Here is a 25,272-nt window from a genome sequence, read left to right on the forward strand (position 1 = left end):
TTGTGCATTTTGGTACACGTTGCCAATTCACCTACTCTTTTACAGCATTTTCAAGCTCAGTCTTAAAATTTAAAAACCATGCTGAAAAATTTTCATTATTATTAAATTGTGCTACTGCATTCTCTTTAGAGGTTCCATTTTTTATTAATTCATTTATTTTATTTAAATCTTCTTTAGCTTTATCAATCATTGAATACTCAAGGATTTGTCTGGCTTTTGTCCCACCATCAAATGCTTTATTAGTGTACAACTTACAACTATTAATCTGTTCAATAGATGAAACAATTGAACTTTCCACTTTACTTGATACCTTTAAATCGTCTTTATTCATAACATCCTTTATAACATCCAAATTATTTGTTTTTTTCTTTACTGGTAGATATCCAGAAGCAATAGAGAATTTTACATTAGACTCTTTATCTGTAAACCATTTTAAAAATTCTACTGATGCATACTCTTCTTCTTTAGTAGATTTTGTTACAGCCATTCCTGCCCCTTGTTGTACAGCATATTTTTCTTTATCTTTAAAACGTGGAGCTTGAAAGACAGATGTCTCAATTTTATAACTCTCATTATCATTTAACATTACTTCATCTGGAAAATATGATGCTCCTGAACTAGAGCCAACAAGAGCTAGTATATCTCCTGTTTTTGCATCATCAGAACGGAACTTACCATAAGATGCAAAATATCCATTTATATATGGGACATAAAAATTATGCCATAATTTTTTCATAACCTTTTCATCAAGATTCAATGTAACTTTTCCATCTTTAACTGAAAAAATTTCTACTCCTAACTGCTTACTTCCTATAATAATATAATTTGCTAGAGCATCTCTTCCAAAAAATGCTTTACCATCATTAGGCTCTTTTGTTAAACTATCTGTCCATTCATAGTATTTCTTTGATGTCTCTACTAATCCTTCAATTGTTTGTATATCATTTATATTTGAATTTGTTGCTTTGGCAAACTTATCCCAATCTGTCTTATTTAACATCAAAATCTCAGTAGACTTTGCAATCGGAAAAAGCTTAAGTTCGTTATCAGAATTTAGTCTACCTTCATCTACATATTCTTCTATATACTCATTTAATTCATCCTTACTTATGTACTTATCAATATCTACTAGTAGTTTTAATTTATCCATTTCATATGCAGTATCTGAGTACGCTGCAAAAATATTTGGAACATCTTCAGAACCAACCTTTTTATTAGCAGAATCCAGCACCTTTTCAGATAAATCAACTACATTTCCCTGACTAAACGCTTCAACAATAATTCCTTTTTCAGCACCTACAGTGTCATTAAATTCCTTAACTAGCTTATCAAACGCCATTTTTTGCTGTCCATTATAATAATGCCAAATTTCTATTGATGTCGGATTTTCTGGATCTAGTTTATAACTCTCTTCCTTTTTCAAATCACACCCTGTAAGTAATAAAATAATCATTGATGTGATAATTAATTTTACAAATCCACTCCTATTCATAAAATCGACTCCTTCAAATGTATAAAATTTATTATAGCATTAAAACCGTAACTTAATTACTTATATTAATTATAAAATATTTACTGATATATTTAAATAGGACTAACAGTATATTTAAAAGCAACTAGAAAACAAATGATTACAAATATTGAAAATATACCTTTAGCATAATTCTTCTCTCTAAATGCACCAAATGATACCAAACCTTGTTGAATAGCCACTGTAATTACTAAAAGTGTCATTATTATATTAAGCTGAACTAACTTAAACAGATAAAGTAAAGAAAATATTACTAAAAGAACACATAATACAATACTAGATTTATTAATAATAGTAGTAATCTTATCTTCTTTTTTATGTTGTTTATTAGATTCTTTTAACTTCTCTTTATTTAAAGTTTCAACCTTTTTATTATACCTTGCCCTTGTTTTATCTTTATATTTTGTGTTTTTATTCTTATTACCCATTTATTTACTCACCTTTGATATCAATTTTAAAATTGAGTCCTTTCATAATTTAAATATTATATGTTTAAGATACCATATATTTATCACAAAAAGGTAACTTACTAATCATCTATTTTTAATTTTCGCATAAAAAAGCTATCCCTTATTAGAAATAACTCTGTATTGAGATAGCTTATTTAACTATTTATTTTCTCCAACATTTTCTACATCATCGAACTTACTATCAACCAAGACTATATCAACTCTTCTGTTTTTTGATTTGCCATCTGGAGATGAATTGTCAGCTATTGGTCTAAATTCACCATATCCTACAGCAGACAACTTATTTGGTGCAATACCTGCACTATCAATAAGAAGTTGGACAACATTGGTTGCTCTCATGACTGATAAATCCCAATTAGATTTAAATTCAGAATTTTTTATAGATAGGTTATCTGTATGACCTTCTACTCTTATATAACTATTCATTTCATTTAACATCTTACCTATTTGAATAATCTTATCTCTAGAATCATTTATTATAACAGCTTTTCCAGTATCAAATAATATAGTATCTTTAAGACTTATTACTAGTCCTCTATCTTGAGCTTTTAATGATACCGAATTTGCCAATCCACTTTCATTTAAATACTTTTGAATATTTTCACCAACTTCTTTAAACTCAGGATTTTGTAAACTATCTAGATTATTATTGTTTTGGTCAACTACTGGTTCTATTTTATTTTGTCCACCTTCAATAACTCCAGATGAACCACCAAATGCAGAACTTAGGGATTGAGATAATTGTTTATATTTCTCTGCATCAACATTACTCATAGAATACATTATGACAAAGAAAATCATAAGTAATGTTATGAGGTCTGAATAAGTTAAAAGCCATCGCTCATTATTTTCTTCTTTTTCGTCTTCATCATGTAACATAAATATTCCATCCTTTTATATTATTCAATTCTACCATCAGCTTCTCCAAGTTCAATTAATTCTTTTGAATTCAAAAATATCTTTAATTTTTCTGTCATTAAATTAGAATTATCTCCCTCAAGTATAGATAGTATCGCTTCTATCACTAAAAGTCTTTCATTAGTTTCTTGCTGATTTATAGCTTTAAGCTTTGATGCTATTGGTAACCAAATTAAATTGGCGGAACCAACACCGTATAAAGTAGCCAAAAACGCTACAGATATCTGAGGTCCAAGTGCATCTGGATTACTCGAAAGATTTCCTAAAATATGTACTAATCCCATAACTGTACCTATGATTCCCAGTGTAGGTGCATACCCTCCTGCTGAATCGAATATTGCTATTCCTTCTTTATGTCTTTTTGATGTTATTTGTATTTGAGATTCTAATATATTTCTTATTGTAGCTGCATCAACGCCGTCTACCATAAGTTCAAGACCTTTTCTAATAAATGGGTCCAATTCATCATTTTCGCTTATTTCTTTATCAATACTAAGAAGACCTTCTTTTCTGGCCTTGATTGCAATTTCTTTGAAATAAACTATGTTTTCTATATTGTTAGGCTTTTTATTTTTAAAAGCTAACAACATTATCTTTATGGACTTTTTGAATACAGGAAATGGTGTTGAAGCACCAACAGCCCCTATAGTTCCACCAAAAACAACAAGTGCTGATGAAAATACAAATAAGGCTCCAATGTGTCCCCCATCAATAACGAAAGCAACCACTAAAGATGCTATTCCCACTATAAAGAAAATTAAAGTTGTCATATATTACCTCCTTTCTTTAATTATGTCTGCTAGGTTGTTTTTATTAATAGACATTACAAAAAAGACTACCTTCAACAAGGATAGCCTTTGATAATTGGCGGAGAAGGAGGGATTCGAACCCTCGCACCGGTTACCCAGCCTAATCCCTTAGCAGGGGATCCTCTTGAGCCACTTGAGTACTTCTCCTTATTTCTATGCAATTAAATTATATAATAAAATTATATTTTAGTCAATTAATTTATGAAATTTAAGGTATTTTAAGTCATTAAATATCTATTTTCACTTTTTTACTTAAATGTAAGTTTGAAATATGGTAAAATTATCTTGCATAACGCTTATAATATTATTTACTAAATATACACACATTAACATATAGACATAAATCCTTAATTCATCATAAGTTATGCTTAAAACTAAAATAATATTAATCCAAGGAGGATTTTCCATGTTACCACAGGAAAGATATGAGAAGATTTTAAGTATTCTCGAATCAGATAATATAATTAAAATAAATGACATAGTCCAAATGTTTGATATATCAATAGAAACAGCACGAAGAGACCTAGCACATATGGAAAGTATTGGACTTTTAAAAAGAGTTTATGGTGGTGCTATACCAGTTATAGCAAGTAGCGTAGAACTTAACTATATTAAAAGAAAAAAAATAAATTCAAATGATAAAAAACAAATTGCTCTTAAATGTAGTGAATTTATAAATACAAATGACACTATTTTTATGGATACTGGAACTACTGTTCTTGAAGTTGCAAAAAGTTTAAAAGACAAAAAAAACTTAACTGTAATAACTAACTCAATTTTGGTTGCAAATGAACTTATGAATACTAATATAAAAGTATATGTACTTGGTGGATATCTTAGAGAAACTGAAGGTTCTTTTTCTGGACCACTTACATTAGCAGCCATTGAACAATTTAATGTTGATAAGGCAATTTTAGGTGCTGGAGGTATTACACTTGAAAATGGTATTTCTGACTATCACTTAGAAGAATCACTTGTTCGAAAAAAAATGATTGAAAGGTCTAGAAAGTCAATAGTAGTTGTTGAGCCACCTAAGTTTGGAATAAATTCATTTGCTTCTGTTGCTCCTATAGAGCATATAGATACTATTATTACATCTGCTAGTATAGACCACGACATAATTATAGAATTTTCTCAAAAAGGAATACCTTTAGTCATAGCTGATAATTAGCTTATATGATTGCTTTTTAGTTCCTTATAAAATATCATTGATTAAAGTTAAGGAGCCAAATAATTATTTATTTAGCTCCATTTATACCTAAACTATACAGTGTTTTTACTATGTCACTATGTCTTTTTTTATTTACCTTATTTTTTTAACTTAACTCTATTTTTTAATTTAGCTTAACGCTTACTTTAACATTAATTCTTTTATACAACCTCTTTTTTCATTTTACTACTTTGCTCTTCTTCTGCTGTTAAATCTTTTGTCATTACCATAGCAAGTGCAATCGCCAATACTCCACCAACTAACTTTCCAATTACAACAGGTGTAATCATCTCTGGCACTACTCCTGCTGTAAATCCTAGGTGATCACCTAGTGCTGCTGTTGCACAAACTAACCATGCTGTATTTACTACTTTTCCCTTTGGGCTCATGTCTTTCATCATTTTATACACTGGAATACTATTAGCTAAAGTGAAAACTAATCCAGCTGCACTTGTTGCATCCATACCTAATTTTCCACCTATTGCTGTAAGTGGTTTATTTAAAACTTTAACTAATAAATGTAGTATAGGAAAAGTACCCAATAATACTATTGCAATACTTCCAATTACTTGAATACCCTCTCTTATAGGTGTCATTCCTTTTATAAGTACTACCCCTGTTATTTCTTGAAATGCTGCTGCACCTAATCCTATTGTTATCAATATAGATATAATTTTTCCAAAAACTAAAGACCCATTTATCATAAGTGTTGAATTTACTTTCAGACCTATTGCTAATATTACTGCTAATATTATTACTGGCACCATATTTATAATCACCATTGATAAATTAAATCCTGCTATCATTCCTCCTACAATCCCTCCAAAAGGTATTGTTATTAATCCTATTAATAACCCTTTTGCAAAAAATGGTCTGTCTTCATACTCTATAAGACCTAATCCTACTGGGATTGAAAATACAAGTGTACACCCAAGCATTGATGATACAACTAATCCTGCAAGCATCCCTGCTTCTTTATTGTGTGCAAGTTCCATCGCTAATGGATATCCTCCCATATCATTTGCTAATATGGTTGCAAACATAGATGGGTCTGCTCCACATAAATTGAATATTGGTATTATTACTGGTCCTAATACATTTGAGATAACTGGAGCTAAACAAACTATACCAACCATCCCTAAAGCTAGTGGACCCATTGAATTAAAACCTTCTTCGAATTGCTCACCAAGACCAAATTTATTTCCAATTATCCTATCTAATGCTCCTAAAAGCACCCCTACAGCCATTATATATAATATAACTTTATCAAAGGGCATATTTAATTCCTCCTATACATGTAAATACTATGTTGTACTTTAATTAGCACACATCCTTTTGGTATCGTTTTCCCAGTTCATAGCTCTTTTTACTGCTTGATTCCATCCAAGCAAAATTTCTTCTCTTTTTTGTTTTGTCATATTTGGAGTGTATTCTTTACTTATTGTAAACTCATTTCTAATTTCATCAATACTATTCCAAACACCACAGGAAAGACCTGCCATATATCCTACTCCAAGCACTGTTGTCTCAGGATTTTCTGCAATTTCAATTGGTATATCTAATATATCGGATTGAAACTGCATTGTAAAATTATTTTTTGTAATTCCACCATCCACTCTTAGCATTTTTATATCCTTTCCTGAAGCTAAATTCATAGAGTCAACAACATCTTTGACCTGAAGTGCAACAGATTCAAGAGTAGCTCTCACTATATGCTCTTTCTTAGTACTGCCTGTTATACCAACCATTGTACCTCTTGCATATTGGTCCCAATAAGGTGCTGCAATCCCTGCAAACGCTGGAACAAAATATACACCACCAGTACTTGGTATTGAGTTAGCCATATCATCAGTTTCTGAGTAATTTTTTATAACTCCAATTCCATCTCTAAGCCACTGTATTGCAGCACCTGCTATATATACTCCGCCATCATAAGCATATGTAATTTTGTCTCCTATTTTCCAAGCAACAGTTGTTAATATACCATTACCCGCTATTTTCAGCTCTTCACCTATATTCATATATAAGAAACATCCTGTTCCATAAGTATTTTTAACCATACCTGGCTCAAAGCATCCATTTCCAAATAGAGCTGCTGGCTGGTCAACCATCGAAGCAGTAATTTTTATTGATACACCACAAAATGCCCCTTTGTCTGTAGTCCCAAAATCACCACTTGTAGGCATTATATCCGCTAAAATACTTCTAGGAACTCCTATAATATCAAGTAATTCTCTATCCCAATTCATATCTCTTATATTAAAAAGCATGGTTCTTGCTGCTGTAGAAACATCAGTTAAAAAAGACTTTCCTCCTGTCATTTTCCAAATTAACCAGCTATCTAATGTTCCAGCAAGTACTTCTCCATTTTTGATTTTTTCTTTTACACCTTTTACATTATCTATTATCCATTTAATTTTTGTCCCTGAAAAATAAGGGTCTATGATTAGTCCTGTTTTATCTATTATCTTATTTTCTAATCCTGGTATATTCTTTAAATTTTCAACATAATCATAGGTTCTTCTGCACTGCCATACAATTGCATTGTATAATGGCATACCTGTATTTTTATCCCATAGCATTACTGTTTCACCTTGATTATCTATACCTATTCCCTTTATATCACTTTCATCTATTCCACTTTTAAAAGCTTGTTGTAGTACATTATTACTTACAGTTTTTGTGTTATTCCAAATTTCTATAGGGTCATGTTCGACGTATCCAGATTGTGGATAGATTTGAGTATGCTCCATATAATCACTAAAAACAAACTCTGATTTTTCATTTATTAATACTGCTCTTGTTCCTGTTGTTCCTTGATCAATTGCTAATACATATTTCACTTTAAGCGTCCCCCTTTATTTTCAGAATTAATATATTTTTTATTATTTTTTGAATATAAAATCTATTCAACTTATTTATATTCTATATCATCTTGGGGATTTATACAATATTTATTACAATATTTTTTGTATATTTTTACTTTTTTTGATTGTTAAAGTATTTTAATTAAAATATTATTGCAATATTATTAGTTTTATTCTATAATCTAGTTAAATTAACACATAAACTTTTAATATATACACATAAACAGTCATAATAAAATTTAAATTAAACTTTAAGGAGGATTTGCAATGAAAAAAACATATCTATTTAGTCCTGGACCAGTAATGGTTACAGATAGGGTTAGAAATTCACTTCTTCACTATGATATATGTCATAGAGGAAATGAATTCATGAATTTATTTAAAGATACACAACAAAAAATCAGTAAATTATATAATGCAACTTCTGATTATTATTCTCTAGTTGTATCTGGTTCTGGAACATCTGTAAATGAATGTGTATTATCTTCTATATTTGATAAAGAAGATGCTGCTTTATTAGTTAGTAATGGTGTCTTTGGAGAAAGGCTAGAAGAAATATTATCTGCTTATAGTGTTAAGACCTACAAACCAGACTTTAAATGGGCTGAATATCCAGACTTAGATATTTTAGAAAAATACTTACTTGAAAATCCTGACATAAAAGTAATTGCTATGGTATTTCATGAGACTAGTTCAGGAATGATAAATCCTGTACCTGAATTAGGAAAACTTGCAAAAAAATATAACAAAATATTTTTTGTTGATGCAATAAGTGCATCTGCTGGTGAATACATTGATGTTGATGAGTTTAATATAGATATAATAACAGGTGTTGGTGGCAAAGCCCTTGGGGCATTTCCAGGCTCTGCATATCTTTGTGCTAAAGAAAGCGTTTTACAAAATATTAAAGAAGGTCAATGTAAAAATGTGTATCTTAGCCTTTACAAACATTATAAGCTTGCAAAATCATCTTCTCAAACACCAAACACACCTAATGTCACTTTAATATTTGCTCTTAATGAAGCTTTAACTGAATTTTTAGAAGATGACAGTAAGATAGAAAGATATAAAGAATGTTCTGCTATTTTAAGAAATGGTATGGAGGAACTAGGTCTAACATTTTTACTTCCAGATAAATATATGTCTAATACTGTTACGTCTGTATTTCTTCCTAAAGAAATTGATATAAATAGATTTATATTAGAACTAGAAGAAGAAAATGGTTATGTGGTATATCCAGGAAAAGGCAAATTTCTAGATGATAATATGTTCCAAGTTGCAAATATGGGAGAAATTTATCCAAACGATTGTTATAAATTCCTTGATATTTTAAAATCAAAGCTAGAAGTTAAAAAAGCCATATAAATATCTCAAGACCATAAATAAAAAAACTATATAAATATCTCAAGTTAAACTAGATTATGGTCTGTAAATAACAGCTATCTATAAATAATCACTCTATATGAACATATTCAAAAATATACTTGAACATTAAATATAGCCAGATGTTGTTTTATATTTTTTTATAAGGGTGAACTCTAATATGTAAAGTTCACCCCTATATGAAAAATTTATTTTTATACAATTCTTTTTATATTTAATTCTTTTATATTTTTGATACAATTCGGCTATTTAACTGTATAGATTGTTATAAATTTAAAATCTATACATGATACTATATACTTTTAAATCTGATTCTTTTTTTAATTAAAGGCTTTAAATATTACTTTTCAAGCTCATCAAAGTAATTATATACAATAACTTCACCTGTTTCTTTATCTGTTGTCTTTATAATCCCTTTAGCTCCATTTACCTCTTCTTTTGTGAATTCATCGTCTAGTACAACTTTAAATTTATCTTCATTTCCATATCCTTGCTGAAACTCAGCTCTTAAAATTACATTTTTTTCAGCTTTTGGTTTTAATTCAAATTCAATTCCTGATTTCATTTCATCAAAATAATTTAAAACTACAACCTCATTATTCATTTTATTAGTTGTCTTTATAATCCCTTTAGCTCCATTTACTTCTTCTTTTGTAAATTCATCATCTAGCACGACTTTGAATTTATCTTCATTTCCATACTCTTCTTGAAATTCTTTTTTCATTTCACTGTACTTAGTCTCAAATTCTTCACTCCTGTTTAATTCCATAGCTGATACATTTATCAGTGACGTCCCAATAGTTATTATTGTTAATGCCATGACCATACCAGTTTTTAATTTTTTTAACTTCATATTTTACCTCCTAAATTAAATGTTCTTAGTGAAATTATATAAATAAAAATCTAATTTTTACAGTTTCATTCTTGTAACTAAAATTACTATTATGTAACCAAACTTTTTAATTTAACTATTCCTTAAAACCTAATTTTTTGGGGAATAGTTGAATTAAAAAAATAAAATTTTTAAACTTTTAATGAGTCTAATAGTATATTTATTGAACTTAATAAATTTTATTTTTAATAAAGTAAAATTTATCATATATCTCAAACCTACTTATTTACCAAAATACTACATCCAAAAAACTAGTCTCACTATATATTTCATTGATAGCTTACTCATTTTTTACTTATAAAATCCTATAATCAATCTCCAAATAAATTAGTTAAAAATTCAAAGAATATATACCCCTATTTAGTATATATTTTTATATATTAAAAAAAAGTTTTAAATAAAGTTATATTTTTTGCAACAGTTTTGTAATTAAAAACATATTGAAGCTAAAATTAAATGTACTATATACTATAAATATGTCGACAAAATAAATTTATAAAGGAGAAAAACAGGTGAGAAAAAATTTACTAATAGCAATATTGTCTGCTATTTTAGTGTTATCAAGCATACTTACAATCTTTGCATATTCAACTATTAAAGATAATAGCAGATTAGTATACTCTAACATAATAGATAGAAAGATAGAAAATCAAGTGAAAAATGTATTAGAAAAAAATAAAATAAATAAGAAAGATATTGATATTTTTATTAAATCAGTTAGGAGCTACAACAAACTTCAAATTAAAATACTTCAAAACAATGTAAATATATCTAAGTCTGGATATAGTTCAATTAACACAAAACAGGTTCCATACAATTTAGATAAATTACAAAGTAACTGGATGGAAAAGTTTCCTAACTATATGGATGTAAATTGTAGAATAACAGCATTTAGACTTTTTAAAGATTTCATCAACTCAAAAGAGAAGTTTACTGGAGATTCTATCGATTTAAGTATTGATTTAGATACTATAATGAATAATAGAGATGCAAAATTTAACTCAAAGGATGTAGAAAAATTTATTAACTTTTTCTCTGCAATACCAACTCAAGACACAGATGATATAAATAAAAATGCAGAACAAATAAAAAAAGAGTGGAAAAAAAGAAAAATATCTTTTAAAGATAATAAAAATATGTCTATTATAAGTGGCTTTCTTCGTTATCCAGAAACTAAAAATGTATTTATAGGTCATACAGGTATATGTATCAAAACTGATAAAGATATCTTATTTATAGAAAAATATGGTTCTACATCACCTTACCAAGTTACTAAGTTCAAAAGTAAAAAAGATGTGAAAAATTATATGTTCAATAGATTAAAGATGTCAGAAGGAAATGTAGAATTACTAGACCCAATAATAATGGAAAATGATAAACTTATGCAGTAATATCTCTAAATACTAAAAGCACTTTATGATTGTTAAGATAAGTAAAAATAGGCTATATCCATGAAAAAATATTAATTATAAAACTTTCATACTGAACAAATCTATAAATATTTTTCTAATTTAACAAAAAGACTGTAAGTAGATTTATTTTACATAAATCTACTTACAATCTTTTAAATAAATACTTTAAAAATATAAATTATCATAACTTTAGGATTATAATATATACATCTTTATCCTATATCATAATTATTTATTTCCTCTGCACAGTGAGAATCTGAGCCAAGAACTAATGGAATATCATATTTTTTTGCTAATTCTAATAAGTATCCATCTACATAAGGCTCTTTACAATATTCTTTTCTGTTTCCAGAAACATTGTAATCAAGTTCATATCCTTTTTCTTTAACTAACTTTATTAATTCTTCAAGAACTTTATTTCTTTCATAATTATATGGAAATACTTGATTAAACTTTCTAACTAAATTTAAATGACCTATTCTCTTTGGTTTATATGTACCTAAATCAGCATTTACAGCTTTTATTAATGTTTCATAATACTTATTATAAATAGCTTCAATACTTCCAAGCTTATCAATCAGATTTTGAAACTCTTCTACACTATAGTCCACACAACAATAGGCACCATCAATTTTAATTATATGTACTGATAATAGAGAATCCTCTAATTCATCACCATATTTATCTAAATTGTTTTTTATGCCTTCTTCATAACCTTCAAGAAAATCTACTTCCGCTCCTACATTTATCTTAATTTCGCTCTCATATTTATGCTTGAAATTTTTAACATCATTAAGGTAATTTGATAAATTTTCAGGATTCATGCAACTATCATTTTCAGGTGCAGGGTCTTGAAATCCATTTGGATATGGAAAATGCTCTGTAAATGTCATTTCTGTTAGACCAACATCAATTGCCCTTTGTATATATTTTTCAAAATCATCCTTACTTCCATGAGGACAATAAGGTGAATGTATATGACCATCTTTCATAACTAATTCTCTCCTTTTATTAAATTGAACTACTACTCCTTAACTATCTCCAGTAATATTTGAAGCCGAAGATATATTAAATAACTCAGTTTTATAATAAATTTCCTCATTAAAGTATAGTACATACTCATTAGAAATTTCAATAATTAAATATAAATAAGGCATAAAAAATCGCCTATATCAAAATATATAAGCGATTTTAACAATCATATTTACATATGTTTTTTAGCCTCTAATAACATTTTATTTGCTTCTTCCATACATTCTATAGCTTTTTCAATACTCTTTGCAGTTTCTTCTTTTCCAATAGCTCTAGCCTTTTCTACCCATTCTCTAAATCCTTCTTCATGAGTCTCATTATGATTTATCCAATGTACTAAAAGTATTTTTAAAGTTTTCTCATCTTTAGACTCTGATGATTCTTCATGATTATGTTCGTGGTCATGGTCATGAGCATGGTCGTGTGGATGTTCATGGCACATATCTCCATGAGTATGTTCATGGCAATGGTCGTCATGGTCATGGTGCCCATGGTGGTATCTTATAATCTCTCTATCAAACATCATTAGTTATTCCCCCTGTTATTTTATATTAAATTCTTTTTTTATAACATTAACAGAATCTTTTACAAGTAGTGCTAATGGTTTACCTTCTAATCCAACTAACTCTATATTTTCTGGCATAATAGGTAAAAGTATCTTAAGTGCCTCACTATCTGCAATAGCTTCACTTATATTACAAGTGACTTCCCCCATCATAGAATTAGGTATTATTACAGAAATAGGTGCAACTATTATATTGGCTTTTCTAGCTGATACTACTATAGCATTTTCCCCTGTAGCTCCTTTATTAGCATGAGCCTTCATCATAGAACTAGTTGCTATAGAATTAGTTCCTAGTGCATAAATTTCTACATATGTAGGTAATTCTTCTCTCAGAGAAGAAACTATCTGGGCTCCTATACCTCCACCCATTCCATCTATCACTGCTATTATCATATGAAATTCCCCTATTAATTAATTTTCTTGTATTATTATCTTATGGTCCATCAATCTTATTTCTTTAATTATTCCATCTATTATTTTTTGTTCTCCTAATAAATCAGTTAAATAAATCTTTCCATCACAAGGGTCTATATTAACCACATTCTCCATAACCTTTTCTAATTCATTGTTATTCTTACAAATGAAAGCTGATGATTCACACATATAAATCTCCTCCTAATATGATTTTTATTAAAAATCAAAAAAAGACTTCCTCAGGTATTTCAATACACCAAAGAAACCTTCATGATTTCAATTTTCGTATATTATTATACCTTAAGTATATCACTTTAATTTACTTAAAGTCAATTAAAGTTAACGCTTTTTATTATACTCTTCATCCTTGTATTTTTTATATAATTCTTCAGCTAATTGCTTTTCATAATCAGTCAAGTCTTCTTCTACAAACTCAACATTAAATTGACTAGCCAGTCCTTTTATTAGATTAGCTTGTAGAATATTTATGTCTATTTTTTTACCAATTTCATTCTCTATTCCACTGGCCTTTTTAGCTGTGAATTTCATTGCTCTTTCTTTTAATTCTGGTGTTTTAGCCTTTATTAATTTAAACAATTTTTCTACATCAAAATCCATTATTATTGAACCATGCTGTAACAAAACACCGTCTTTTCTACTTTGAGCACTTCCAATTACCTTTTTATTATTAATAGTAACTTCATATGATGCATGTGCATTAAAGCATGCAGCTGATAAATTTTCTCTACCTATTCTCTCTCCACTATTTAAGTTATCTGTTTCTATACCACTTAAATTCAATCCTCTAACTAAACCTTCACTTATATATCTATAAGATAGATTTATACTTTTATCAATTAAAGGGTTATCTTCTCCTATAATTATACTATAAGTTAGCTCATTATCATGTAATACAGCTCTTCCTCCTGTGATTCTTCTGACATAGTCTATATTCATGCACTTACACTTATCTAAATCTACCTCATCTTCAAGTTTTTGAAAATATCCTACACTCAAGCAAGCTGGCTTCCAAGTGTAAAATCTAAGTGTTGGCTTCACACATCCTTTTTTATATGCAGTAAATATAGCTTCATCAATTGCCATATTCATTGCACCATCATATGATTTATTATGTATAACTCTCCACTGATTCATGATTATTACGCCCCAATCTTTAGTATAAATATATTCAAGAAATCATTTACAGATTTAGTTCTCTTATAGCCAAATCTATCTCATCTTGATTTAAAGGTCTTGAATAATTATATATAGTACTTCCTGGTCTTTCATTATAATATGGTCTATTACAATCCTTACAGCCTCTTATCTCAAAAGGGTAACCCCTGTTTATATCTGATACAGTCTCATCATCTAGTTTTATATTTTCCAAGTATCCATTTTTGAATTCAAAGTATTCTTGTGAATAACCTTTATTTATCATATAGGACATTAGCTGTACTCTTCTGTAACTTTCTATATTTGGTTGACTTATTTTTTCCATTTTAGTTCCTCTAACTGGAGTAAACGCAAATAAACTAATAGTTATATTGTTCTTCTTTAAATAAGTATATAGGTTGTATATGTCTTCATGACTTTCTCCCATACCAACAATTATATGTGTGCTGATTTTATTAGGATATAACTTTGACATTTTTGTTATAAAATTCAATTTTTCATCATAATTATATCCTTTTATTTTTTCATATAAGTCTTTACTTGCTGCATCTATCGCTATTCCTATTTTATCTACTCCAGCAGAAAAAAACTTGTTTATTTCTTCATCACTTTCTAATTTTGCAGACAATGAAATAGGCATATCTATTTTACCATTTATGTAATTTATAAAATCTAAAACAGATTTATGTGCCTCTTCACTTGCCATTGATTGTATACATATTCTCTTTATATTTTTCCCGTTATATGCTCTCAAAGCATTCAATATTTCCTCTTTAGAATACTCTGGCCAAACTACTCTTGATAATTTATCTTTTCTAGTACTGCTTTCTATTGATTGAGAACAAAAACTACATTTGTTTATGCATTTTTCCCCAATCATTATATATGCTGTAGTAGGAGGTATATCGCTTTTTTTATTTAATATTCCAAGTTCTATTGCTGTCCCTGATGATAATCTAATCATAAAACGCAACACTCCTTACATTCAGTTATTGTCATATTCATATCTATAGCCTTATTCTTAGCAGATTTTGATGGAAGAACTATTCTATTAACTCCACACATTATAGCTAATTGGTCTAGTTCTTTTCTATACACACCTCTAGGTCTCATACAACCTAGGTTAATCTCGGTATTTGGTAAACTAATTCTAGCTTCACATAAAACATCTGTTACTTCTTTCAAATTAGGAGATTCTACATCTTCATATTCAGTACCTTTTGTAGGAATAAGAACTATAAATGTCAGTTTATTAGGAGGATTTTTTTGTAAGTATTCTATAATCTCATACTCACCTTTTACTTTTCCTCCTTTTAAACCAATACATATATGTGGTGCTACTTCTGTATTTTCTCTTATTGTATTGTAAGCTTTAATATAATCTTCTTTGCTTTTATCCATTTTATAAACTTCTTTTATAGTTTCTTTATCGAATACCAAGTCGAAAGAAACTATATCTAAATACTTACATAATTCTATAATACTCTCTTTATCCATAAGCCCTAAATGAGCATTTAATCTGTATCCTTGTTCCTTTAACTTTTTAATGGTCTGTATATGGGTATTTATTGGGACATCACCTTCATAACTACAACCACCACTTAATAAAAAACTAGTTATATTTCTTGATTTAACTTTTTCTTTATAGTCCTCAATTGGTATCATATTTTCTAAATAATGACCATTACAATGAGCACATTTAAGACTACACTTATTACTTGTAGTACTAAGAGCTAGAGTCTGATTCGGATAAGCAAACTCTATCTCATTTCCGAAATTTCTTAATTTAATGTCAAACGCAGTTCTCATTTTCTCAGACAAATCCTTATACATAATTTAATCCTCTACATTTATGTTTTAATGCTCTACCTATGCATCTATATTTTGATATTTTACTCTTCTAGTAGTTGCTTTGCAGTTGGGAACTGCTCTATATTTGTATGTGGTAAGAAGCATGCAGAAATAAATTCGTCCATGTAACTTGGATAAACACTAAGTTCAACATAAGTTATTTGTTTACCTATTTCTTCAAGTTTATTTTTGGCATCTTTACTTATAAGGGCCAAGTAAGAACCTACAAGTGAACTATTTCCTATATAAGTAAATTTCTCTCTATCGATATCAGGAAGTAATCCTATAATTATTGAATTTTCTATATCTAGGTTATTTCCTATACCACCTGCTATATAAACTCTATCTAATATACTAAAATCCATACCCAAGCTATCTACAAGAGTATATGCTCCTGAATATATAGCTCCTTTAGCTCTAATAAAATTATCTATGTCCACTTCATTTACTACTATATCATTTTCCAAATCAAATTCTTCTTTAAATGCTAATACATACTCTCCTATTTCATGTTCATTAAATCTGACTCTCTTATTATTTAAATCTCTATATATCTTACCTCTTCTATCTATTACACCCTTAGTAATCATTTGGCAAATTAAATCAATTATACCAGAACCACATATACCAACTGGTGCACATTCATCTATTATTTTTAATGTAGGCTCTAAAGTTCCTTTATCAATAGCCACCTTCTCTATTGCTCCTGCTGATGCTCTCATTCCACAGCTTATGCCTCCACCTTCAAATGCAGGACCTGCTGAACATGCACAGCTCATCATATAGTCTTGATTTCCAAATACTATCTCTCCATTGGTACCTAAGTCTATAAATAAAACATTTTCTTCACTTGACCATATACCAGCTGATAATACCCCTGCTGTTATATCTCCTCCTACATAACTTGCTACAGATGGAGCTAAGTACACATATGCACTATCATTTACAAAAAGACCTACATTTTCACCCATAAGTTTTGGAGATTTTAAAAATGGTGGTATATAAGGTTCTTGTCTTAAAAAGTCTGTATACACCCCTAAGAATAAACTTGTCATAGTTGTATTTCCAGCAGCTACTAAAGTGACTACATCCTCCTTATTTATGCCATTTCTTTCATATAATGTTTTTAATAGAGGATTTATAGTTTCATCGACTATAGCTTTGTGTAAAGTTTCTAATCCGTTTTTCTTAGTCGAATATATAATCCTATTTATAACATCTGCTCCATATTTTATCTGAGCATTTCCAGATGATGCTTTATCTACTACTTCTTTTGAATATAAGTCTACTAAACATACAACTACCGAAGTTGTACCAATATCTATTGCAACTCCATAAAGAGAATTTTCCTTATTTCCTTCTTCTATATTTATGATTGTAAGTTTCTTTTGTTTTTGAACATATGTTATTGTAACTTTGAAATCGCTCTTTCTAAATATCGTTGGCATCTTTCTAAGTATATCTAATCTAAAATCTATTTCATTGTATCCCAGATGATTTCTAACATGTCTTTCTAATCTATCTACATCACTTATATTGTCATCTAAGTTTGGCTCTTCCATTTCTATGTATTTCTTTTTTATATTTGTCTTAAATTGTAAGTTATGCTTTTCTATTATTTTTTTAGCTCTCTCAAAAATTTCTCTATCTTTTTGTTTATTGCTACCTTCAATCTTCATACCATGCATAGAAGATGATACTTTAGAAGGAACTTCAATTTCTATATCTGAGATTACTTTTGTACAACAAGCTAATATATAACCTTGCTCCCATTCGTCATCTGTTATATGTCTCGTTTTTTCTGTATCAACCTTACCTTTTAACAACTTTACCTTACATTTACCACAAGACATATTTCCATTACAAGGAGCATCTATAAATATATCAGCATTTCTTGCAACTTCTAGTAATATATCCCCCTCATTACAATAAACTTCTTTATTGTTTGGCATAAAATTTACCTTTATCATGATATCCCTCCCAATTTGTTCTATATATTATAAAAGGAAAGTATAGCTAAATTTGCGTGCACTCAAATTTTACTATACTTTCCCCAATTATAATAACATCCCTAGTCTTTAATTATTCTAATCCAGCCTCGTATTCTTTATCACTTAATAATGTATCAAGCTCAGCAACATCAGCTAGTTTTACTTTTAATATCCAGTTTTCGTATGGGTCTTCATTTATACATTCTGGTTCATCTTCTAATTTTTCATTAACTTCTAATACTTCACCATTAACAGGAGATATTAAATCAGAAGCTACTTTAGAAGATTCAACTACTCCAAAATCTACTCCCTTAGTTACAGTATCTTCTACTTCTGGTGTTTCAACAAATAATATTTCTCCTAATTGATCTTGAGCATAATCTGTTATACCTATATATACAACATCTCCATCAATTACTTTTACCCATTCATGATCTTTAGAGTATTTTAATTCTGGTAATAATTTCATTTCGATAGACCCCCAATATTATATTATTGATTAATTTATTTAAATCATATTAATATTATATCACATTATTTTAAATTTTCCATCAATTACATTACACTTTCCATAGCTAATGCTGGATGACCTTTTTCTTCTAAGAAAGCTAATACTCCTTCAGAATCGTCAGCTATAGTTTCATCACAAATCATATCACAGAAGTTCTCTATTCCAGTCATTTCTTTAACTGTAGCATTTAATTTATCAGCTACATAATCTTTTAATTCTTTTGGCATCCAAACTATTCTTTCTGGTCCACCTTCTGCATAAGCGAATTTTTTAGAAGATATGAAATGTCTTCCGTGTCCCATGAATCCTGGAGTTTGAACTCCTCCACCTGTCATAGAAGCAAGTTCTCCGAAAGTCATACCAACTGGAGTAACGCTTGGGAATTCTCTGTTAACTACAACAAATCCATTTGCTTCTGGCATTATACCACAGATACACTCGAAGCATCCACAAGAAGTCATAGGGTCTTCTAATATAGAGTATAATGTAACAGCTTCAACTGCACCTTGAGATATTTGGTTTACAGTTTCATTTACAGAGTTCCATACACCTGTTCTATCGTCTAAACATTCACCTTTTTCTATTGGTTGACAAGGACCTGTAGGGTCTAATTCTTTAGTAGCTTTAGCATCTAACCAGCTAACTGCTCCACAAAGACCAAGTCTTTCAGGAGTAACAACACAAACGTGAGCTGGTGCAAATGATTGACATAAGTTACAAGAATAGAAAGTCTCTACACTTTCATCAACCAATGAAGCTAATCTCTCATCTCTAGCATTGTATTTAGCTATTGCTTCACCTTTTAATTCAGAAACTTTTTCTGCATCTGTAATTATAGTTATTTCACACTTATCAACAACTGATTCAAATTCATCTAACATCTTAGCATATAAAACTTCTCCTATATGCTCAAGTCTAAATCCTTTATCAAATGCATCTTTAGAGATTCTTACCCAAGCCATATCTCTTTGTCCAACGTGCATTACACCTTCTATATAGTTTAAGAAGTAGTGGAAACGTCTTTCAAGAACTGGTTCGAAATCTTCTTGCATGTTTTTACCAGCTATTTTAACTATTACAGCAAGTGGTAATCTTAATACACCATCTGCTTCAACTTCATCTATGTTTGGTCCTATTATTTCTATCTTATGGTCTTCAACTTCAGCAGCTTCTTTCTTAACAACAAGCTCCCAAGCTTCAGTTTTATTTCCACCAAATTCAGCAAACATGTCGCTCTTTCTAATTCTTTCACCTTCAAATGCTGCTGCAAATGAAACTGGTATAGGTATTTCAGTAACTTTTATTTTTATTCCTCTAGCTTCTAATGAAGTAGCTACTATCTTATCATAATCTTTTTGAGTTAATAAATTCATTGGAACTTCAAGAACAGTTTGGTCAGTTACAACTGGGAATCCTAAAGCTATTGCTCCAGCACCTGCAGATACAACTAATTCACTTAATGGTCCAAAAGCATTAACAAATGCAGGAACTCTATTAGCTGTGTATTCTAATAATCCGTTTAAATCACCAGGAGTTAATCCACCGAATATTAATGCTGCTCTTACTGCAACAGATACAACGTGGATAACAGAAGTTACATCATATCCTAGAGGTATAACTCTTAGTTCAAGACCCATTTTTACTCCAGCTTCTATAGCTTGGTCTATAACCTTACCAACTAAGAAAGTTAATAAACCTTTAGATTGGTAGTCTTTTATAACTTTTGCTGCTGATTCAGCATCAGGACATTCTCCAAGAACAACTGCAACACCAGGTATATCTCCTGTAACTAGTGGTACACCAAGTGATCTGATTATAGGGTCAGTTATATGACCTGCACATGGCTCACTATATGGAGCATCCATAGTTGAGTATTTTAATGCTTCAATTACTTCTGCAGCTAAAGCAGTAGCTAAACCAGCATTAAAAGCATGTTCTAATAAATGAGTTCTATTGATTAAAGATTTTACTACTTCTAAAGCACCTTCTAAGTCCCCTAAAGTGTTCATTTTTTGTCCTGTTGCAGCATATATACAAGGTAATGAATATGCTGTATCAGGGAAAGCTACTTTATGTTCTTTTCCGTTTTTTTCTATAGCTTCATTTAACATAGCTTGAGCTGCACCCAAAGCTTGTTCTGACCCTGTAAAGATTATATTATATAGATTCATTCTATTTCCCCCTTTAATATTTACACCTATTTTTTATTAACTATACCCTAAAAACCCTAGAAAGCAAATCCACCTTCATTTAACTCTAAGAAAGAGTCTGCATATAAAGATGCCCCGTTGATTATGTCACAAGATTTTACAGTTTTCATTAATTCTGGGTCACATGGATTCATTATAGCTGAACTAAATCCATTAGCCATTGCCATTGCTAAGAATGCACTATCTAAAACAGGTCTAACATGTTTAGGACATCCATTAGATACATTAGATAATCCTCCTGTAGTTAAAAGTCCCATTTCAGTCATCATTTTTATAGCTTCTAAAACTTCTACTTGTTTTTCTTGCATACCTTTTATAACTAAGCATAATGGGTCAAATAATATATCAGTTGGCTCCATTCCTAGCATTAAGCCTTTTTCTAGTATCTCTTGGCAGTAAGCCATACGTTCATCATTATCTCTTGGGATACCTTCTTTTGCACATAAACCTATAACCATTGATTCATATTCAGCTGCTATATCTATTAAATCAAATCTTGAACCAGCATCAGCAGAGTTTATTATTGGTTTTGCATTAGTTCTATCATAAACCTTAAGTCCAGCTTCGATAGCTTTTTTATTAGCTGTATCTAATGCTATAGGAACATTGTTAAATTCAGATTGAAGTAGCTTAACTCCCCATGTCATTATCTCTTCGCCATCTCTTTCAGCAGGTCCTATATTGAAATCTATATAGTGTGCTCCTGCTTCTAATTGTTCTTTTGCTCTTTTTAATATTGGAGCTGGATCTCTTTCTGCTAATGCCTTTCTTATTGAAGGTGAGATACAGTGTATTCTTTCACCTATAATCATAAATTTTTCCATTTATAATGTCCCCCTTTAAATTTAATATTAATAGTTAGTTAATATTTTATTAGTTTGTTTGGCATGCTTTTTCTTGGTATCCTTTTAAGAACTTAGGTAATTCCATAGATTCTTCTGGTCCTATAACTACATTCCATCCTGGTAAGTTATCTTCTATATCACCTTTAAGTACTGCAACTTTTCCTGGAATGATAATGTCTTTACAATTAGTTACTTCTTCTACTTTACTTTCTTTGATGAAAGCAGAGATTGAATTTCCACCAAATTTACCAGCAGCCCAAGATGTAAGAACTGAATATCCACCTGCATCTGGTATTACTAACCATACTGGAACTTTTGATCTTTCTATATCTCCAGCAACTATGAAATAAGTTAATGCAAAGTCAACAGTAACTAATACTGGAGAATTTTCATCTGGGTTATTAATTGGGTAAATCTTTGGTTCAACTCTCATTGGTCTTTGTGGGTCAGTGTATATATTTTGTCTTAATGCAAATAATGGTAATGCTTTAGCATAACTAATATCATCTATTACTATTATAGAACCATATTTTATAGTAAATATTGATGATAAAGCAATTTCCATCATAGGATTTGAGTTAGATAATCTATTTGCAAATACTATTGAAGGATATCCAAATGTTCTATCTTGTTCTTTTAAAGCTATTCTTCTAACTTGCACAGCATTAGTGTAAGTATCTTTTATATTTTCTCCAGTTACATCTAATACTAATTCTTTATATCCAGCAGATTGAACTAATTCAACTGTTTCATATAATTCTTCTAAGCTAGCTGCTTTTACTCCTAATGGTAGGTTTGCTCCTTTAACTACTTCTATCATATCTTTGTAGTTATCTTTAGTTGCTCCATATACCATTGGTCTAGCATCTTTTAATACTTCAACAGCTTCTTTAACTGCTTGTGCATCATCACAAGCTAAAATATAAGCTACTTCTAATCCGCTACCTTTTATTTTGTCTATTAGTTTTAAATATGCATCTTTGTCTCCACAGTATTCTAAAACAACCATTTCAACTTTCATTTGTTCACCAATTCTTATATAGTCAACTTTTTTCATGTTAGCTATTTTAGCATCTACTGCTTCATCACTCATACAAGTACAGAATGAAACTGCATATCTATTTCTACTTACTAATGTTTTTTCATGTCTAAATAATACTGTTTCCCCGCCTAGTTCATATTCAGATGCTCCAGTACCAACTTTTAATGCTTTCATTAAAGGTGCTGTAGCTTCTGATAGTTTTGCTATAGCGTCATCAGACATATGTGGGCATTTGCCTACTTCTACAGCTCCTGAAGCAACCTTCATAGAGAAAGCCATACAAGTTGGGAATCCACAATCCTTACAGTTTTTCTTTGGTGTTAATTTAAATATATCTAAAGCTTTTAATGCCATTATTTTCTCCCCCTAACCTTAACAATTTAATTAAGCTAATGCGTTAACCAATTCTTTTATAGTTTCTATTGATTTTGGATGACGAAGTATAACTGCGTTTGAACCACCTACTAAAACACTTGCTGCAGTTGAAACTTCCATTGCTATAGTTCTTTCTTCTGGACAACCCCAATCTGGCTCATCTTCTACTGGAGCTATAGCTTCTTTAACATGACCTACTTCGAAAGCTACTGGTGTTATGATAGGCATTTGTAATGTCTTATCATTTTGACCAAATGCTGCAAGTCTAATTCTATCCATAGTAGATGCAACATATTCATATCCATAACCAACTGCTGAACATCCAACATTCATAACTATATTTTCACCTTTAACGCCTAATTGAGTTAACAGTACGTTTAATTGTTTTGCTAGGTTTATATCAACAGAAGATTCTGCTCCAACTTTGTGTGAATAAGCCATTCCAGCTGATGCTCCTACTCCTTTGTAGTTATCTTCTACTGCTGACATAAATAGACAGTTATGCCCATCCAACGCTTGAGCTAATTTTTCAAACAGTTTACCATCTTTTTCATGATTTCCTGAACCAGCTACTACTAAAGGCAATGTTATTGCTTCAACTACTGCTTTAGCAACTTCAGCACAGTCATCAACTGATTTATCTAATCCATTTGGGTCAGAACCATCAAATTTTAAACAAATAAAATCTGCTTGTGTATTAGCTTCAACATATTTAGCCCATTCTACTGGACAATTAGCTACATCTTTGTATAACTCTTTATATGAATCAGTCCAGCTTTCAGGATAAACGTCTGATATTTCTATACCTATTTTTGGAGTATTCCCTACTTCTCCATCAAAACTATAAAAAGGTAATACATTTTCCCCACCTAATTTAATTGCTTTTTCCCCTATTCCTACTTCAACTTCTGATATTTTTCCAGAATATTTTTGAGTAGACATTTTAAATGCCATATTTTTTTCCCCCTTAAGCCTATTTTAATTCTAATTTAGCAAAAATCTCTTTCATAGCCACTTTAGATTTTGAATCTTCAGGTAAATTAACTAAAGGAATACCTGTAGAATCATATTCATATATCAATTCATCCATAGGTACAACACCAATTAGCTCTAGGTTATGTTTTTCTATTTCCTCTTTAACACCATCATTCATAACCCCATTTGGAACCTTATTTACAATTAGAAGTATTCTTCCAACATTTAATTTTAGTTCCTCAGCTAAATCTCTTATTCTAGCAACAGCTTGTATGCTACGTCTTGAGCAATCACTAACCAATAAAAGTGTATCAACATGTCTAGTAACTTTTCTGCTTAGATGTTCCATACCAGCTTCGTTGTCCATGACTAAGTATTTGTAGTGACCAGATATTTTGTTTACTTGTTCTCTAAGTATCCCATTTACAAAACAGTAACATCCTTCCCCTTCTGATCTCCCCATTACTAACAAGTCATATCCTTCTCCTTCTTCAATTATAGAATTTAATCTAAATTGTAGATATTGTGCTTTTGTCATACCACCTGGGAATGCATTGCCTAACTTTTCTCTTTGATTTACTTCTTCTCTTATTTCTCCTATTGTTGCTTCAACTTCAATACCTAATACTTCATTTATGTTAGCATTAGCATCAGCATCTACAACTAATACTGGTCCCTTATTGTCCTTAACCAAATAATCAATCAAAAGCCCTGTGAGACTTGTTTTACCAGTTCCACCTTTTCCTGCAACAGCTATATTGTATCCCATTTTAAGACTTCCCCCTTAAATCTA

Annotated in this window: 24 protein-coding genes and 1 tRNA gene; 3 read left to right on the forward strand and 22 right to left on the reverse strand. The window is 30.0% G+C overall.

Annotated features, from left to right (window positions below; genetic code table 11):
* Positions 1–31 precede the first annotated feature (31 nt).
* The 5 genes from IC213_RS12725 to IC213_RS12745 all read right to left on the reverse strand — a co-directional run bounded on the left by IC213_RS12725 (position 32) and on the right by IC213_RS12745 (position 3,875).
* The gene (locus IC213_RS12725; RefSeq protein ID WP_227482999.1) at positions 32–1,492 is read right to left on the reverse strand and encodes an extracellular solute-binding protein; all 1,461 of its coding nucleotides are present in this window, start codon (positions 1,490–1,492) and stop codon (positions 32–34) included.
* 92 nt (positions 1,493–1,584) lie between these two features.
* Positions 1,585–1,959 carry a hypothetical protein gene (locus tag IC213_RS12730; RefSeq protein WP_227433426.1) on the reverse strand — a complete coding sequence of 125 codons (375 nt, stop codon included), beginning with the start codon at positions 1,957–1,959 and terminating at the stop codon, positions 1,585–1,587.
* 180 nt (positions 1,960–2,139) lie between these two features.
* Positions 2,140–2,880, reverse strand: coding sequence for a flagellar motor protein MotB (locus IC213_RS12735; protein WP_227433427.1), 741 nt, complete (start codon positions 2,878–2,880; stop codon positions 2,140–2,142).
* A gap of 20 nt (positions 2,881–2,900) precedes the next feature.
* Positions 2,901–3,689 (reverse strand): flagellar motor protein, encoded by a 789-nt coding sequence (locus tag IC213_RS12740; protein ID WP_227433428.1) that lies wholly within the window; start codon positions 3,687–3,689, stop codon positions 2,901–2,903.
* A 95-nt stretch (positions 3,690–3,784) separates the two neighbouring features.
* Positions 3,785–3,875, reverse strand: a tRNA-Ser gene (locus IC213_RS12745).
* Between the two features lie 259 nt (positions 3,876–4,134).
* On the opposite strand from IC213_RS12745, the gene IC213_RS12750 reads away from it, so the two are divergent.
* Positions 4,135–4,899 (forward strand): DeoR/GlpR family DNA-binding transcription regulator, encoded by a 765-nt coding sequence (locus IC213_RS12750; RefSeq protein ID WP_227433429.1) that lies wholly within the window; start codon positions 4,135–4,137, stop codon positions 4,897–4,899.
* 200 nt (positions 4,900–5,099) lie between these two features.
* Here the strand turns inward: IC213_RS12750 and IC213_RS12755 are convergent, their stop codons facing one another.
* Positions 5,100–6,215, reverse strand: coding sequence for an ethanolamine utilization protein EutH (locus tag IC213_RS12755; RefSeq protein ID WP_227433430.1), 1,116 nt, complete (start codon positions 6,213–6,215; stop codon positions 5,100–5,102).
* Positions 6,216–6,254: 39 nt separating this feature from the next.
* Positions 6,255–7,781 carry a glycerol kinase GlpK gene (glpK, locus tag IC213_RS12760; protein ID WP_227863140.1) on the reverse strand — a complete coding sequence of 509 codons (1,527 nt, stop codon included), beginning with the start codon at positions 7,779–7,781 and terminating at the stop codon, positions 6,255–6,257.
* 291 nt (positions 7,782–8,072) lie between these two features.
* Between glpK and IC213_RS12765 the strand changes: the two genes are divergently transcribed.
* Positions 8,073–9,170 (forward strand): aminotransferase class V-fold PLP-dependent enzyme, encoded by a 1,098-nt coding sequence (locus IC213_RS12765; protein ID WP_227863141.1) that lies wholly within the window; start codon positions 8,073–8,075, stop codon positions 9,168–9,170.
* Between the two features lie 358 nt (positions 9,171–9,528).
* Here IC213_RS12765 and IC213_RS12770 read toward each other — a convergent pair whose 3' ends face one another.
* Positions 9,529–10,041 carry a hypothetical protein gene (locus IC213_RS12770; protein ID WP_227863142.1) on the reverse strand — a complete coding sequence of 171 codons (513 nt, stop codon included), beginning with the start codon at positions 10,039–10,041 and terminating at the stop codon, positions 9,529–9,531.
* A 551-nt stretch (positions 10,042–10,592) separates the two neighbouring features.
* Between IC213_RS12770 and IC213_RS12775 the strand changes: the two genes are divergently transcribed.
* On the forward strand, positions 10,593–11,471 hold the full coding sequence (locus tag IC213_RS12775; RefSeq protein ID WP_227483000.1) for a DUF4300 family protein: 879 nt from the start codon (positions 10,593–10,595) through the stop codon (positions 11,469–11,471).
* Between the two features lie 233 nt (positions 11,472–11,704).
* On the opposite strand, the gene hisJ is transcribed toward IC213_RS12775, so the two are convergent.
* The 14 genes from hisJ to IC213_RS12845 all read right to left on the reverse strand — a co-directional run bounded on the left by hisJ (position 11,705) and on the right by IC213_RS12845 (position 25,248).
* Complete coding sequence (gene hisJ / locus IC213_RS12780) at positions 11,705–12,484, reverse strand: histidinol-phosphatase HisJ (protein WP_227483001.1); 780 nt, start codon at positions 12,482–12,484, stop codon at positions 11,705–11,707.
* Positions 12,485–12,696: 212 nt separating this feature from the next.
* A complete protein-coding gene (locus IC213_RS12785; protein WP_227433436.1) occupies positions 12,697–13,050 on the reverse strand; it encodes a zinc transporter in 354 nt (117 codons plus the stop codon).
* Positions 13,051–13,065: 15 nt separating this feature from the next.
* Positions 13,066–13,482, reverse strand: a complete 417-nt coding sequence (locus IC213_RS12790) for a DUF3842 family protein (RefSeq protein ID WP_227433437.1) — start codon at positions 13,480–13,482, stop codon at positions 13,066–13,068.
* Between the two features lie 18 nt (positions 13,483–13,500).
* Positions 13,501–13,692, reverse strand: coding sequence for a CooT family nickel-binding protein (locus IC213_RS12795; RefSeq protein ID WP_227433438.1), 192 nt, complete (start codon positions 13,690–13,692; stop codon positions 13,501–13,503).
* Between the two features lie 150 nt (positions 13,693–13,842).
* Complete coding sequence (locus IC213_RS12800) at positions 13,843–14,658, reverse strand: lipoate--protein ligase family protein (RefSeq protein WP_227483003.1); 816 nt, start codon at positions 14,656–14,658, stop codon at positions 13,843–13,845.
* A gap of 46 nt (positions 14,659–14,704) precedes the next feature.
* Positions 14,705–15,643, reverse strand: coding sequence for a radical SAM protein (locus IC213_RS12805; RefSeq protein WP_227433440.1), 939 nt, complete (start codon positions 15,641–15,643; stop codon positions 14,705–14,707).
* Positions 15,640–16,512: a radical SAM protein gene (locus IC213_RS12810; RefSeq protein ID WP_227483004.1), complete on the reverse strand. Its 873-nt coding sequence runs from the start codon at positions 16,510–16,512 to the stop codon at positions 15,640–15,642. The genes IC213_RS12805 and IC213_RS12810 overlap by 4 nt, the downstream gene beginning before the upstream one ends.
* A 59-nt stretch (positions 16,513–16,571) precedes the next feature.
* Complete coding sequence (acsV, locus tag IC213_RS12815; protein WP_227433442.1) at positions 16,572–18,500, reverse strand: corrinoid activation/regeneration protein AcsV; 1,929 nt, start codon at positions 18,498–18,500, stop codon at positions 16,572–16,574.
* Positions 18,501–18,612: 112 nt separating this feature from the next.
* Positions 18,613–18,990, reverse strand: a complete 378-nt coding sequence (gene gcvH / locus IC213_RS12820) for a glycine cleavage system protein GcvH (RefSeq protein ID WP_003418363.1) — start codon at positions 18,988–18,990, stop codon at positions 18,613–18,615.
* Between the two features lie 86 nt (positions 18,991–19,076).
* Entirely contained in the window at positions 19,077–21,203 is a 2,127-nt protein-coding gene (gene acsB / locus IC213_RS12825; protein WP_227433443.1) for an acetyl-CoA decarbonylase/synthase complex subunit alpha/beta, read from the reverse strand.
* A 56-nt stretch (positions 21,204–21,259) separates the two neighbouring features.
* Positions 21,260–22,066: a carbon monoxide dehydrogenase/acetyl-CoA synthase methytransferase subunit gene (acsE, locus tag IC213_RS12830; RefSeq protein ID WP_227433444.1), complete on the reverse strand. Its 807-nt coding sequence runs from the start codon at positions 22,064–22,066 to the stop codon at positions 21,260–21,262.
* A gap of 49 nt (positions 22,067–22,115) precedes the next feature.
* Positions 22,116–23,483, reverse strand: a complete 1,368-nt coding sequence (gene acsC, locus IC213_RS12835; RefSeq protein WP_227433445.1) for an acetyl-CoA decarbonylase/synthase complex subunit gamma — start codon at positions 23,481–23,483, stop codon at positions 22,116–22,118.
* Positions 23,484–23,513: 30 nt separating this feature from the next.
* The gene (acsD, locus tag IC213_RS12840) at positions 23,514–24,458 is read right to left on the reverse strand and encodes an acetyl-CoA decarbonylase/synthase complex subunit delta (RefSeq protein ID WP_227433446.1); all 945 of its coding nucleotides are present in this window, start codon (positions 24,456–24,458) and stop codon (positions 23,514–23,516) included.
* Between the two features lie 19 nt (positions 24,459–24,477).
* Positions 24,478–25,248: a carbon monoxide dehydrogenase accessory protein CooC gene (locus IC213_RS12845; RefSeq protein WP_021383511.1), complete on the reverse strand. Its 771-nt coding sequence runs from the start codon at positions 25,246–25,248 to the stop codon at positions 24,478–24,480.
* Positions 25,249–25,272 lie beyond the last annotated feature (24 nt).

Source organism: Clostridioides sp. ES-S-0049-02 (assembly GCF_020658465.1).
Classification (GTDB): Bacteria; Bacillota; Clostridia; order Peptostreptococcales; family Peptostreptococcaceae; genus Clostridioides.